Origin of the sequence: Nocardiopsis synnemataformans (assembly GCF_965343085.1) — a bacterium.
GTDB lineage: Bacteria > Actinomycetota > Actinomycetes > Streptosporangiales > Streptosporangiaceae > Nocardiopsis > Nocardiopsis alborubida.
In genome coordinates, this window is sequence record NZ_CBDRFA010000011.1 from 1 (window position 1) to 12,647 (window position 12,647).

The window sequence follows — 12,647 nt, forward strand, 5'->3', positions numbered from 1 at the left end:
GTTCCGCTGCTCCCCCTCCCTTGGTCGTGGTGCCGTCCTCCATCCGGAGGACACGGGTACGGCCCGGCGGCCGATACCCCGAAGGCCCCGCCCGGGGGAGAGTCGGTGGCATGAGCGAGACAGCGATCGAGGTCCACGGCCTCCGCAAGAAGTACGGCGACGACGAGGCCGTCGCCGGAATCGACCTGAGCGTCCCGCGCGGCGAGGTCTTCTCCCTTCTCGGCCCCAACGGCGCGGGCAAGTCCACCACCGTCGAGATCCTGGAGGGATTCCGGCGACGCGACGACGGCACCGTCCGCGTTCTGGGCGAGGACCCCGGCACCGCCGGGCGCCGGTGGCGCTCGCGCATCGGCGTGGTCTGGCAGGGGGAGGCCATGATCCCCCAGCTGTCCGTGCGCGAGGTGGTCCGCCACTTCGCGGGCTACTACCCCGACCCCCGCGACCCCGACGCGGTGGTCGACCTGGTCGGCCTCGGTGAGAAGTCCCGGGCGCGGGTGACGTCCCTGTCCGGCGGGCAGCGCCGCCGCCTGGACGTGGCCCTGGGCATCGTCGGCAGACCGGAGCTGCTGTTCCTGGACGAGCCCACCACCGGGTTCGACCCCAGGGCCCGGCGCGACTTCTGGACGCTGATCGGCGACCTGGCCCGGGGCGGCACCACCATCGTCCTGACCACGCACTACCTGGAGGAGGCCGAGGCGCTCGCCGACCGCGTGTGCGTGATCGCGCGCGGCAGGGTACGCGCGCAGGGCTCCCCCTCCACCCTGGGCGGGCGCGCCTCGGCCCAGGCCACCGTCGGCTGGACGGTCGACGGGCAGCGCCGCGAGACCCGCACCGACGAGCCCGCCCGGGTGGTGGGTGAGCTGTCCGCCCTGTTCTCCGGCGAGGTCCCGGGGCTAAGCGTGCACCGCCCCACTCTGGAGGACGTCTACCTCGGCCTGATCGGCGAGGACGGCCGGGACGGCGACGGAAGCGACGACAGGAACGGCCGCGACCGCCCCGCCGAGAGGAAGGTGTCCGCGTGAGCACCGCGACCGAACGCACCCCCGCCGACCCCGCCGTCCCGGCCTCCTCCGACCGCCTGCCCGGCGCACTGCGTGTCGGGCTGTCCCGGGGGTGGCTGGAGATCCGCGAGTTCGTGCACGAGTGGGAGAGCGTGATCTTCACCTTCTCCCTGCCCGCGCTGATCCTGGTGATGTTCTCGTCGATCTTCGACGGCATGTTCGACATGGGCATGCCCGCCGTGGACTACTACCTGCCGGGCCTGGTGGCGATGGGCCTGATGTCGGTCAGCTTCCAGCAGCTGGGCCTGAGCATCGCCAACGAGCGCGAGCAGGGCGGTCTGCGCCGCCTGCGCGGCACCCCGATGCCGCCGACCGCCTACTTCGTCGGCAAGACCGTGGTGGTGCTGTTCCTGGCCCTGGGCCAGCTGGTCCTGCTGCTGGGCGTGGCCGTCCTGGCCTTCGGCGCGCGCATGCCCGACGACCCCGCCGCCTGGGCGACGCTGGCGTGGGTGTTCGTGCTGGGCACCGTCTCCTGTTCCCTGCTGGGCATCGCGATCAGCTCCCTGGCCCGCAACGTCCGCTCCGCCTCCGGCATCGTGGTCGTGCCCTTCCTCATCCTCCAGTTCATCTCGGGCATCTTCGTGCCGGTCATCGCCCTGCCCGACTGGGTGCTCGACGCCGCCGCGCTCTTCCCGCTGATGTGGATGGCGCAGGGCCTGCGCGCGGCGTTCTTCCCCGCCGAGATGGCCGCCCTCGAACCCGGCGGGGCGTGGGACCTGCCCTCGGTCGCCCTCGCGCTGGGCGTGTGGTGTGTGGTGGGCTTGGCGCTGGTACTGCTGACGTTCCGGTGGAAGACGCGGAAGGACGGGTGATGGCCGTGGCCGCACGGGCTCCGGGGGACGGCCCCGCCCCGACCGCGCCGTCTCCCGGGCCCGTCGTGGCCCCGCCCGCGGAGGAGGAGCGCGACGAACGGCACGCCTGGGACCTGGGCGTGTGGTGGGACGTGTACTTCACCTCCGTGATGGCGGCCATGGTGGCCGTGGCGCTGATCACCAGCGACCCCTTCTGGCGGTGGCCGCTCGTGGGCGTCATGGCAGCGGTGGCGGCTGTGTACCACCTGTTCGGCAAGCGGCTGATGCTGCGCGAGGAGCGCGTCCGCCCGACGGTCCTCATGGCCGTCCTGCTCGTGCTGTGCCTGCCCGCGGTGACGGTCAACCCCACCCTGACCTTCCTGATCGTGGCCGTGGCCCCGCTGTGCTTCATCACCGCCCCGATGCCGGCCGCTGTCTCGACGGTGGCCCTGATCCTGCTGGTCCCGATGCCGCTGCGCGGCCTGCTCGGGATGAGCGAGTGGGACAACGTCGCCGTCAACATCCTGGTCAACGGCGTGATGGTGGGCTACACGCTGTGGTTCGGCGGCTGGCTGGGGCGGATCATCGATCAGAGCTACGAGCGGTCCGAGCTGATCAGGGAACTGCGCGAGAGCCGCTTGGAGGTCGCACGGCTGTCGGAGGAGACCGGGGCCATGGCCGAGCGCGAGCGCCTGGCGCGCGAGATGCACGACACCCTCGCCCAGGGCTTCACCAGCATCGTCGCGCTGACCCAGGCGGTGGAGTCGGAGATGGACGCCGACCCCGCGCTGGCCCGGCGCCACCTCGCCCTGATGCGCGAGACCGCCGCCGAGAACCTCGCCGAGGCGCGGGCCATGGTGGCCGCCCGCCAGCCGGTGGGCCTGGACAGCCAGACCCTGGAGGCCGCCCTGGACAGGGTCGCCTTCCGCCTGGGTGGCGAACTCGGCGTCCCCGTGGACACCGCGGTGCTCGGCGCCCCGGCCACCCTGTCCAACGACTTCCAGATCTGCCTGCTGCGCACCGCGCAGGAGGCCCTGGCCAACGTCCGCAGGCACGCCGGGGCCGGGCACGTGCGGGTGACCCTGGAGTACACGCGAACCGCCGACGGAAGCCCCGGCCCGGTGGAGCTGTCCGTCACCGACGACGGCGTCGGCTTCGACCCCGGCAGGCCCTCGTCCGGGAACGGGCTGGCGAACATGCGGCACCGGGCCGACGACGCCGGCGGCGTCCTGGAGGTGGACAGCGCCCCCGGGCGCGGCACCCGCGTCCGGATGTCGCTGCCCCTGCCCTCGAACGTTCCACGAGGTGACGAGGAGTGCGCACCGTGATCCGTGTCCTGCTGGTCGACGACCACCCGGTGGTCCGCGAGGGCATCCGCGGCATGCTCGCCGCCGAGGCCGACCTCACCGTCGTGGGCGAGGCCGCCTCCGGCCCCGAGGCGGTCGTCCGGGCGGCCGAGCTGGAGCCGGACGTGGTGCTGATGGACCTGCGCATGCCCGGCGGCGACGGGGTGGAGGCCACCGAGCGCATCAGCGCCGAGCGGCCCGGCACGCACGTGCTGGTGCTCACCACCTACGACACCGACGGCGACATCCTGCGCGCGGTGGAGGCGGGCGCCACCGGCTACCTGCTCAAGGACACCCCGCGCGCGGAGCTGGCCGAGGCCGTGCGCGCCGCGGCGCGCGGGGGGACCGTCCTGAGCGGGCGGCTGGCGGGCAAGCTGTTCACCGGCATGCGCGAGCGCGGCGAACCCGCCGCCGCCCTGTCGCCCCGCGAGGTGGAGGTGCTGCGCCTGGCCTCCGAGGGGCGCACCAACGCGGCGATCGGACGCGTCCTGCACATCAGTGCGACCACGGTGAAGACCCATCTGATGCGGGTCTACGACAAGCTCGGCGTGAGCGACCGGACGGCCGCGGTGAGCCAGGCGATCCGCCGCGGGCTACTCCCCGAGGACTGACCCGGGCCCGCGGGCCCGGGTCTCAGGGTCGTCTCGGGGAACCTCCCCGATGCGGCGCGCCGCGCGGCGCCGGAAGAATGGTCCTATGGTGGAAACGATGAGCGAAGCCACTCCCCCCGAGCACGGCCGGATGCGCGCCTCCGACGCCGACCGTGACTCCGTCGCGCACCGCCTGCGTGAAGCCCTCGCCGAGGGGCGCCTGGACCCGGACGAGCACAGCGAGCGGCTGGACGCGGTGTACCGGGCCAAGACCATCGGCGAGCTGGTCCCCCTCACCGAGGACCTCCCGGCGCCGAACGGTCCCGGCGCCTCCGTCGCGCCCGCCGACTTCCGTTCGCCCCGGCCGCTCTACGGCGGCGGCCGGATCGTGGACCAGGAGCCCACCAGCCGGGCCGCGGTCGTCGTCATGGGCGGCGCCGACCGGTCGGGCAACTGGGTCGTGCCGGGCACCTTCACCGCCTTCGCGGTGATGGGCGGGATCGAGCTGGACCTGCGCGAGGCCCGGTTCACCCAGCGCGAGACCAGCATCTGGGTCTGCGCCGTCATGGGCGGGGTGGGCATCACCGTGCCCGACGACGTGCAGGTGCGGGTGCACGGCCTGCCGCTCATGGGCGGCTTCGGCGTCTCCGAGAACACTCCCAGCGTGGTGGACCCGGACGCGCCGGTCGTGCACATCCGGGGCATCGCCGTGATGGGCGGGGTGGGCGTCGAGTACAAGCCGCGCAAACACCAGGACGAGATCGAGGAGTAGGCCGTGTCTCTTTGGGCCTCCGCTTCGCTTCGCCCCACCCGTCGCCCGTCACCACCCTCAACGGACGCCTACGGCGCGATCCTTCTTGTGTTCGGGCGCCCGAACCAACCCCCCACAGGCTGAGGCCCGTTCCTCCGGGGGAACGCGCACCCTCGGACAAGACGTTCTGCTCGCCCGGGGCCGTCCATGGAACCACACTGACACCCCATGTGTAAGGTCTGTGGCTGATTGTGGCAATTGTGGTCATCGGTCCTTGCCGAGACCACCTCCGCGGTGTCAGGCTGCATCGGTACTTCGCCTACCCAAGGTGTCCATCCCCCGACTCCAAGGAGCGGTGGACCCCCGCACTCCGGAGGAAGATCCTTGCGCCCCAGTTCCGAAGGCAGGCCGCCGCGCGGAGCGGCCGTCCCCGCATCCCGGCGCCGCGCCGCCACGGCCGGTGCAGCGGCCGTCCTGATGACCGTCGCCGCCCTGGCGTCCTCCCCCGCCCACGCCGAGCCCGGACCGCCCGGGCACGCCGGGCCCCCGGACCACTCCCGCGCCCCCGAGCACGCGGGTCCGCCCGCGCACGCGGGCAGGCCGAGCGAGGACCCGCCGCTGTCCGAGCGGGTGAGCTCGGAGGCCATCCGCGAACACCTGGAGAACCTCGACACCATCGCCGAGTACAACGGCGGCAACCGGGCCACGAACACCCCCGGCTACGACGTCGCCGCCCTCTACGTCGAGGACCAGCTGGAGCGCGCGGGGTACGAGCCCTACCGGCACGAGTACGAGTACGAGCTGTGGCGGGAGAACTCCCCGTCCGTCCTGGCCCAGACCGCGCCGGAGCAGGCCGCCTACGAGGTCGACACCGACTACGCGACCATGAGCTACTCCGGCTCGGGCGACGTCACCGCCCCGGCGGTGGCCGTCAACGCCGACAGCGCCGCGAGCGGCTGCTCCCCCGACGACTTCGCCGGCTTCCCCGAGGGCGCGATCGCGATCACCGTGCGCGGCACCTGCCCGTTCTCGGACAAGGTGGACAACGCCGCCGCCGCGGGGGCCGCGGCCGCCCTGGTGGTCAACAACGAGGACGAGGTCTTCCTGGGCACCGTGGGCGAGCACTCCGCCATCCCCGCCCTGGGCGTGTCCGGGACGCTGGGCGCCGAACTGCTGGCCGCCGAGGGCCTGGAGCTGCGGGTGAGCGTGGACGCCGAGGTCAGCAACGAGATCTCCTACAGCGTGCTGGCCGAGACCCCGGACGGCCGGGACGACAACGTGGTGGTCGTGGGCGGCCACCTCGACAGCGTCGCGGACGGCCCCGGCATCAACGACAACGGCAGCGGCACGGCCTTCCTGCTGGAGACCGCCATCCAGCTGGCCGAGCAGGAGGAGCCCAACAACAAGGTGCGGTTCGCCTTCTGGGGCACCGAGGAGGAGGGCCTGGTCGGCTCCACCCGGTACGTGGAGGACCTGACCGCGCAGGAGGTCGAGGACATCGCCCTCTACCTCAACTTCGACATGATCGGCTCGCACAACTACGGCCGGTTCGTCCTGGACGGCCGGATGGAGCTGCCCGGGTCCGTGGCCGCCCCGTCGGGCTCCGGAGCGATCGCGAAGGTCTTCGAGGACTACTTCGCCGCCCAGGACCAGGTCAGCGAGCCCGGCGTGCTGAGCGGACGCAGCGACTACCAGGCGTTCATGACCGCGGGCATCCCGTCGGGCGGCCTGTTCAGCGGCGCCGACGGCGTCAAGACCGAGGAGCAGGTCGAGTGGTACGGCGGTACGGCGGGCGAGCAGTTCGACCCGTACTACCACACCGCCGACGACACCATGGAGAACATCAACTGGGACTCGGTGGCCGAACTGTCCGCGGCCGGTGCGCACGGCGTGGAGTTCTTCGCCCAGAGCACCCTGCCGGTGAACGGGGTGCTGCGCACGACGGCCGCGCCCAGCTTCCCGCGCCTGGGCGACGGCTGGCTGATGTAGTCCCCGCACGACCCGTGTGAGGGGCGTGCTCCCGCACAGCGGGGCGGGCGGCGTGAACCCCCCGGTTCCACGCCGCCCGCCGCGGTGCCTCCCCCTCCGCGGCTCCCGGGTGACCCCCTCTGGCACCCGGATGCCGCACACGGACACCGCCGGAGACTACTTTCGGTAGCCCCCTGGTTTCCCAATGTATCAGTGAGTTGCGTCACCTTCACACGCTGATACTGAACAGTTATCCTCCGTCACACCGGGCGTTTCTGCCCCACCGCCGCACCCGCCGGAGCGTCGCCGAACCCTAGGGTGGGGGCATGACCAAACGGGACACCGACAAGCCGGTCGTGCTGTCGAAGATCTACACGCGCACCGGCGACGCCGGGACGACGGCGCTCGGCGACATGAGCCGGACCGGCAAGAACGACACGCGCCTGGTGGGCTACGCCGACACCGAGGAGGCCAACGCCGCCCTCGGCACCGCCCTGGCGCTGGGCGACCTGCCCGACGACGTCCGGGTCCTGCTCGGACGGGTCCAGAACGAGCTGTTCGACCTGGGCGCCGACCTGTCCACACCGATCGTGCCCGACCCGGAGTACCCGCCGCTGCGGGTCCTGCCCGAGTACGTCACCCGGCTGGAGGAGGCCTGCGACACCTACAACGCCGACCTGCCCACCCTGCGCAGCTTCATCCTGCCCGGGGGATCCCCCACCGTGGCGCTCATGCACACCGCCCGGATCGTGGTCCGGCGGGCCGAGCGCAGCGTGTGGGCGGCCGTCGAGGAGCACGGCGAGACCGTCAACCCGCTCACCGCCCAGTACCTCAACCGGCTCTCCGACCTGCTGTTCATCCTCGGCCGGTACGTCGCCCGGGAGGGCGACGAGGTCCTGTGGAAGCCCGGCGGCGAACGCTAGCGCCCCGGCCCCCGTCGCGGTCTCCGGACCGCGCCCGGCCGCCCGTCCGTACCCGAGGGGTCCCGCTCCGCCTGAGCGGGACCCCTTCGCGCTCCCCGACCGTCCCGGGGCCTCCCCCGCCCCGGAACCCCGTCCCCATGGGCGTTCGCGACCTGCGCGGACGGAAATCGTCCGGTGGGACGCGTGTCCTCCGCAGGACTGGGGTTATGGGTTCCTGACACAGGAACGGACGAAGGAAGGAACCCAGATGACCACCAGAGCCAGACCGGCGACCGTCACGGCGGTCTTCGTCCTGCTGATCCTGATCGCGGCCTACCAGATCGTCATGAGCCTGCTGGCCCTCGTCGGTGCCACCGCCATGGCCACCGTCCCGATGATCGCCGAGAGCGCACAGGTGCCCGCCTGGGCCGTGCTGACCGGCGCGGCCATCGGCCTGGTCTACGGCGCGCTGTCGGCCGTCCTGGCCGCCATGGTCAACCGGAACCGCGACGGCGTCCGCACCTCGGTGACCACGGTCAACACGGTCTACGCCGTCGTGATCCTGGCGCTGCTGTTCACCCCGGTCAGCGGGGTCCCCGAGATCGTCGCGGCGCTCTTCGCCGTCACGGTGGCCGTCCTGGCCAACACCGCGACCGCCAAGGAGTACTTCTCGGGCGTCGCGGTCCCGGACGGGCACACCCACCCGCAGGTCGGCTGACCGCCCCCTGACCGCGCCCGGCCCGTCACCCTCCCACGGGCCGGGCGCGCCCCTGTGCGCGAAGCCACGCCCCCGGGCGGCCGGGGGCATGGCTCGTCACGGAGACACACCGGGGCGGGATCCTCAGCACGCGCGGACCCCGGCACGCGGGGCCCTCAGCACTCGGGCGGGAACTCCTCCTCCGGGACGAACTCCGCCTCGGCCGACCCCCCGGCGGTGGCGTACACGCCCTGGTCCTCGGCCAGCACACCGGTCGTGAACGCGACCGTGCCGATGTCGTGCTCGGTCTCCTCGCCCGGCGGGGCCTCCCGCGAGCCGATCCCGACGACGTACTCCTCCCGCTCCGACTCCGGAACCAGGCGGTAGACCTGTCGTCCGTCGCCGTCGGTGATCCGCCAGGCGTCACCGGGGGCGGCCAGGTCCACCTCGGTCCGGTTGCCCTCGAAGTCACGGGTGGCGGTCAGGTGGATCCGCTGTCCGCCGCCGGACAGGTCGATCTGGCGGGGGACGGCGTCACCGCACCAGGCCACGACCAGCACGGGGAACTCGTGCGCGGCGGAGAAGTGGCCCGTGGCCACGGCGCCGACGTGGCCGCCCGCGGGCTGGCAGGCGGTGAGCAAGGGAACGAGGAGGGCGGGGCCCAGGAGCCGGGGAAGTCGCGAGGCGAGCATGGAACCGCATCCTGCCGTGTCCGGCCGCCCAGGGGAAGGGGACACGGGGCACGGCGGCGCCGTGTCCCGTGAAGGTCCGGCTGGGGCCCGGGTTCAGGCGCCGCCGAGTTCGCGCTCGACGGCCTCGACCTTGGTGCGCAGGCCGTCGGTGACGCCCTCGCGGACGTCGGCCTTGAGGGTGAGGCTGACCCGGGAGGAGCCCTCCCCCGCGGCCTGCACGGCGCGCTTGACGACGTCCATGACCTCGTCCCACTCACCCTCGACGCTGGTGAACATGGCGGAGGTCTCGTTGGGCAGTCCGCTCTCCCGGACCACCCTCACCGCGCGGGCGACGGCGGGGGTGACGGACTCACCGGTTCCGAGAGGGGCTACGGAGAAAGCGACGATCGTGCTCATGCCAGCCATGCTAGGCACACAGGGGCGCACGGGGGAACCACCCACGCGGGGGACCTCAACTCTCCCAGTGGGTTCCCGGGGGCATCGACTCCAGCCACGACAGGAAGCCGGTCTGCGTGCCCTCGCTCATGGCGATCTCGTACGCCGCCTCGCGGGGGTCGGAGCCGTCGGCGAGCAGCCAGCCCACCTGGAGCACGGTGAGGTCCACCGGCAGGTCCTCGCCCCCGGCGGGGGCGCGCCGCCCCACGACGACGAGACCGCGGCGCGACAGCTTGGCTGTCGGCCGCGGTCTGAGTGAGAAGATCGGGAACCAGCCCAGGTTCTCCGTGCCGTACCGGCCGAAGCCGATGCGCCAGGACCCCCGGCTGCCCGGCACCCCGACGGCGCGCAGGTAGCACTCCACCGCGCCGCCGCGCCGTACCAGGATCCAGCGGCGCAGGGTGACGGCGAGTGCCAGCACCAGGAGGACGACGAGCAGGGCGAGCAACACCCACAGCGCGGACTCCCACCAGGGTGCTCCGGGCCGGAGCCGTTGCATGCCCACCACTCGTTCCGCCGTCCCGGTACGCTAGGCGACTTCCTCGCCCGCAGCCCGCAGGCGGCTGTTGGCACGGCCCAGGGCGTCGGTGTCGCCGGCCTCGGCCGCGTTCCTCAGCGCCGTGCGCGCACGGTTCACATCGATGTCCTCGGCGAGCTCTGCGGTCTCGGCAAGGATGGAGACGCGTCCCTCACCCGACACCGAGACGAACCCGCCGTGCGCGGCGGCCCGGACCTCGCCGGTCTCCCGCGCACCCAGCACGCGAACGACCGCGTCGTGGGCGAGCAGGGACAGCACCGGGACGTGCCCCGGCATGACGCCCATCTCACCCTCGACGGTCTTCGCGATGACCATGTCGCCCTCGCCCGCCCAAATCTCACGTTCGGGCGAGACGATCTCGACGAAAAGCTTCTTCGACACTGCCACAAACTCCTCGGCTAGCGGGTGATTCGGCCGGGCCGGTCCCCGACTGGGGGACCGGCCCGGCCGGAGAACTAGCCCGCCCGTCGCCCGCCACCACCCTCGGCGGACGCTACGCGCGGTTCTAACCCTGTAGCTTCTTGGCCTTCTCGACGGCCATGTCGATGTTGCCGACGTCGAGGAACGCCTGCTCGGGCAGGTGGTCGTACTCACCGTCGCACAGCGCCCTGAAGGAGGAGATGGTCTCCTCCAGGGGCACGAACACGCCCGGGTTGTTGGTGAACTTCTCCGCCACGAACATGTTCTGCGACAGGAAGCGCTCGATCCGGCGTGCCCGGTTGACGACGATCTTGTCCTCCTCGGACAGCTCGTCCATACCGAGGATGGCGATCTGGTCCTGGAGGTCGTTGTTGCGCTGGAGGATCTCCTTGACGCGCTGGGCCACCTGGTAGTGCTCCTCGCCCACGTACTGCGGGTCGAGGATGCGGGAGGTGGAGGTCAGCGGGTCGACCGCCGGGTAGATGCCCTTCTGCGAGATCGGGCGGGAGAGCTCGGTCGTCGCGTCCAGGTGGGCGAAGGTGGTCGCCGGAGCCGGGTCGGTGTAGTCGTCCGCGGGCACGTAGATCGCCTGCATCGAGGTGATCGAGTGGCCGCGGGTCGAGGTGATCCGCTCCTGGAGCTGGCCCATCTCGTCCGCCAGGTTGGGCTGGTAGCCCACGGCCGAGGGCATGCGGCCCAGCAGCGTGGAGACCTCCGAACCCGCCTGGGTGAAACGGAAGATGTTGTCGATGAACAGCAGCACGTCCTGCTTCTGGACGTCGCGGAAGTACTCCGCCATCGTCAGAGCGGACAGGGCCACCCGCAGACGGGTGCCGGGGGGCTCGTCCATCTGGCCGAAGACGAGGGCGGTGTCCTGGAGGACCTCCATCTCGTCCATCTCCAGGAAGAGGTCCGTACCCTCACGGGTGCGCTCGCCGACACCGGCGAACACGGACACACCACCGAAGTTGCGGGCGATACGCGTGATCATCTCCTGGATGAGCACGGTCTTGCCCACACCGGCGCCGCCGAACAGGCCGATCTTGCCACCCCGCACGTACGGGGTGAGCAGGTCGATGACCTTGATGCCCGTGACCATCATCTCGGTCTTGGACTCGAGCTGGTCGAAGGCCGGGGCCTTGCGGTGGATCGGCCAGCGCTCGGTGACGCCCAGCTCCGCGGTCGGCACGTCCAGGGACTCGCCCAGGGTGTTGAACACGTGGCCCTTGACGACGTCGCCGACGGGCACGCTGATGGGCGCGCCGGTGTCGCGCACCTCGGCGCCGCGGACGAGGCCGTCCTGCGGGGCCAGGGAGACCGTGCGCACGAGGTTGTCACCCAGGTGCTGGGCGACCTCCATCGTGATGGTCTTGGCCTTGCCGCCGATGGTCACGTCGGTGTGCAGGGCGTTGTAGATGGCAGGCAGGGAGCCGACGGGGAACTCCACGTCGACGACCGGGCCGGTGACCCGGGAGATCCGGCCGGTGGCGGTGCCAGCCCCAGCCGTCCCTTCAACTGTCGCAGTCACTTTTGTTACTCACTTCCCGCGCTGGCAGCAGCGAGCGCGTCGGCACCGCCGACAATCTCACTGAGCTCATTGGTGATCTCAGCCTGACGTGCCTGGTTGGCCAGACGGGTCAGGTTCTTGGCGAGTTCCTCGGCGTTGTCCGTGGCCGCCTTCATGGCGGCGCGACGGGAGGCCTGCTGGGAGGCGGACGACTCCAGGAGCGAGAAGTAGATCCTGTTGACGACGTACTGCGGCAGCAGCTGGTCCAGGACCTCCTCCGCCGAGGGCTCGAACTCGTACAGCGGAAGCGGCTCGCCTCCGTGCGCGGCCTCGAGCTCGGAGCTGTCGACCTCCTCCACCTCCAGCGGCAGGGCCCGGACGGTCCCTGCGCGCTGGGTCAGCATCGAGACGAACTCCGTGGAGACCACGTGGATCTCGTCGACACCGCCCTCGGCGGTGTCGGCGGAGAACTTCTCCATGAGGGCGGAGCCGATCTCCTGGGCGTGCGCGTAGGTGGGGCGCTCGGTGAAGCCCTCCCACTGCGCCTCCAGGGGGCGGTCGCGGAACTTGTAGAAGCCCACGCCCTTGCGGCCCACCATGTAGGTGAGGACCTCCTTGCCCTGCTCCCGCAGGAGCTGGGTGAGGGAGTCCGCCTCCTTGAGCACGTTGGTCGAGAAGGCGCCCGCCAGGCCCTTGTCGCTGGTGATGACCAGGACGGCGGCGCGGGTGGGGTTCTCGGCCTCGGTCAGCAGCGGGTGATCGGTCACCCGGCTGGCCAGGGCCGAGACCGCCCGGGTGATCTCCCGCGCGTAGGGCCCAGCAGCCTCCGCCGCACGCTGCGCCTTGGTGATGCGCGTCGTGGCGATGAGCTCCATCGCGCGGGTGATCTTCGCCATCGACTTCGTCGAGCGGATCCTCCGGCGATAGACGCGAAGCTGTGCACCCATGG

The 12,647-nt window shown here is 71.8% G+C and carries 14 protein-coding genes; 8 read left to right on the forward strand and 6 right to left on the reverse strand.

The window, feature by feature from the left end; translation table 11 throughout:
- Positions 1–110: 110 nt before the first annotated feature.
- From ACSIH6_RS08300 to ACSIH6_RS08335, 8 genes are all read left to right on the forward strand, one after another.
- Entirely contained in the window at positions 111–1,022 is a 912-nt protein-coding gene (locus tag ACSIH6_RS08300) for an ABC transporter ATP-binding protein (RefSeq protein WP_435107635.1), read from the forward strand.
- Positions 1,019–1,873 carry an ABC transporter permease gene (locus ACSIH6_RS08305; protein ID WP_435107636.1) on the forward strand — a complete coding sequence of 285 codons (855 nt, stop codon included), beginning with the start codon at positions 1,019–1,021 and terminating at the stop codon, positions 1,871–1,873. The genes ACSIH6_RS08300 and ACSIH6_RS08305 overlap by 4 nt, the downstream gene beginning before the upstream one ends.
- Positions 1,873–3,180 (forward strand): sensor histidine kinase, encoded by a 1,308-nt coding sequence (locus ACSIH6_RS08310; protein ID WP_435107637.1) that lies wholly within the window; start codon positions 1,873–1,875, stop codon positions 3,178–3,180. The genes ACSIH6_RS08305 and ACSIH6_RS08310 overlap by 1 nt, the downstream gene beginning before the upstream one ends.
- Positions 3,177–3,809, forward strand: a complete 633-nt coding sequence (locus ACSIH6_RS08315; protein ID WP_435107638.1) for a response regulator — start codon at positions 3,177–3,179, stop codon at positions 3,807–3,809. Before ACSIH6_RS08310 ends, ACSIH6_RS08315 begins: the two co-directional genes overlap by 4 nt.
- 85 nt (positions 3,810–3,894) lie before the next feature.
- Positions 3,895–4,560 (forward strand): DUF1707 SHOCT-like domain-containing protein, encoded by a 666-nt coding sequence (locus tag ACSIH6_RS08320; protein ID WP_435107639.1) that lies wholly within the window; start codon positions 3,895–3,897, stop codon positions 4,558–4,560.
- 363 nt (positions 4,561–4,923) lie between these two features.
- The gene (locus ACSIH6_RS08325; protein ID WP_435107640.1) at positions 4,924–6,528 is read left to right on the forward strand and encodes a M20/M25/M40 family metallo-hydrolase; all 1,605 of its coding nucleotides are present in this window, start codon (positions 4,924–4,926) and stop codon (positions 6,526–6,528) included.
- Between the two features lie 305 nt (positions 6,529–6,833).
- The gene (locus tag ACSIH6_RS08330) at positions 6,834–7,430 is read left to right on the forward strand and encodes a cob(I)yrinic acid a,c-diamide adenosyltransferase (protein WP_435107641.1); all 597 of its coding nucleotides are present in this window, start codon (positions 6,834–6,836) and stop codon (positions 7,428–7,430) included.
- Between the two features lie 247 nt (positions 7,431–7,677).
- A complete protein-coding gene (locus ACSIH6_RS08335) occupies positions 7,678–8,127 on the forward strand; it encodes a hypothetical protein (RefSeq protein WP_435107642.1) in 450 nt (149 codons plus the stop codon).
- Between the two features lie 155 nt (positions 8,128–8,282).
- Here the strand turns inward: ACSIH6_RS08335 and ACSIH6_RS08340 are convergent, their stop codons facing one another.
- From ACSIH6_RS08340 to ACSIH6_RS08365, 6 genes are all read right to left on the reverse strand, one after another.
- The gene (locus ACSIH6_RS08340; RefSeq protein WP_435107643.1) at positions 8,283–8,798 is read right to left on the reverse strand and encodes a hypothetical protein; all 516 of its coding nucleotides are present in this window, start codon (positions 8,796–8,798) and stop codon (positions 8,283–8,285) included.
- A 93-nt stretch (positions 8,799–8,891) separates the two neighbouring features.
- On the reverse strand, positions 8,892–9,203 hold the full coding sequence (locus ACSIH6_RS08345) for an MTH1187 family thiamine-binding protein (protein WP_435107644.1): 312 nt from the start codon (positions 9,201–9,203) through the stop codon (positions 8,892–8,894).
- A gap of 46 nt (positions 9,204–9,249) precedes the next feature.
- Positions 9,250–9,732, reverse strand: a complete 483-nt coding sequence (locus ACSIH6_RS08350) for a DUF2550 domain-containing protein (protein ID WP_435107645.1) — start codon at positions 9,730–9,732, stop codon at positions 9,250–9,252.
- Positions 9,733–9,762: 30 nt separating this feature from the next.
- Entirely contained in the window at positions 9,763–10,152 is a 390-nt protein-coding gene (locus ACSIH6_RS08355) for a F0F1 ATP synthase subunit epsilon (RefSeq protein WP_435107646.1), read from the reverse strand.
- Between the two features lie 124 nt (positions 10,153–10,276).
- The gene (atpD, locus tag ACSIH6_RS08360; protein ID WP_435107647.1) at positions 10,277–11,719 is read right to left on the reverse strand and encodes a F0F1 ATP synthase subunit beta; all 1,443 of its coding nucleotides are present in this window, start codon (positions 11,717–11,719) and stop codon (positions 10,277–10,279) included.
- 5 nt (positions 11,720–11,724) lie between these two features.
- Positions 11,725–12,645 (reverse strand): F0F1 ATP synthase subunit gamma, encoded by a 921-nt coding sequence (locus ACSIH6_RS08365; protein WP_435107648.1) that lies wholly within the window; start codon positions 12,643–12,645, stop codon positions 11,725–11,727.
- Positions 12,646–12,647 lie beyond the last annotated feature (2 nt).

Bases quoted from the DNA above. Each gene is read 5' to 3' on its own strand.
- ACSIH6_RS08310 (WP_435107637.1), top strand. From the start codon at position 1,873: ATGGCCGTGGCCGCACGGGCTCCGGGGGACGGCCCCGCCCCGACCGCG.
- ACSIH6_RS08365 (WP_435107648.1), bottom strand. From the start codon at position 12,645: ATGGGTGCACAGCTTCGCGTCTATCGCCGGAGGATCCGCTCGACGAAG.
- ACSIH6_RS08330 (WP_435107641.1), top strand. From the start codon at position 6,834: ATGACCAAACGGGACACCGACAAGCCGGTCGTGCTGTCGAAGATCTAC.
- ACSIH6_RS08350 (WP_435107645.1), bottom strand. From the start codon at position 9,732: ATGCAACGGCTCCGGCCCGGAGCACCCTGGTGGGAGTCCGCGCTGTGG.
- ACSIH6_RS08320 (WP_435107639.1), top strand. From the start codon at position 3,895: ATGGTGGAAACGATGAGCGAAGCCACTCCCCCCGAGCACGGCCGGATG.
- ACSIH6_RS08345 (WP_435107644.1), bottom strand. From the start codon at position 9,203: ATGGCTGGCATGAGCACGATCGTCGCTTTCTCCGTAGCCCCTCTCGGA.
- ACSIH6_RS08300 (WP_435107635.1), top strand. From the start codon at position 111: ATGAGCGAGACAGCGATCGAGGTCCACGGCCTCCGCAAGAAGTACGGC.
- ACSIH6_RS08335 (WP_435107642.1), top strand. From the start codon at position 7,678: ATGACCACCAGAGCCAGACCGGCGACCGTCACGGCGGTCTTCGTCCTG.
- ACSIH6_RS08340 (WP_435107643.1), bottom strand. From the start codon at position 8,798: ATGCTCGCCTCGCGACTTCCCCGGCTCCTGGGCCCCGCCCTCCTCGTT.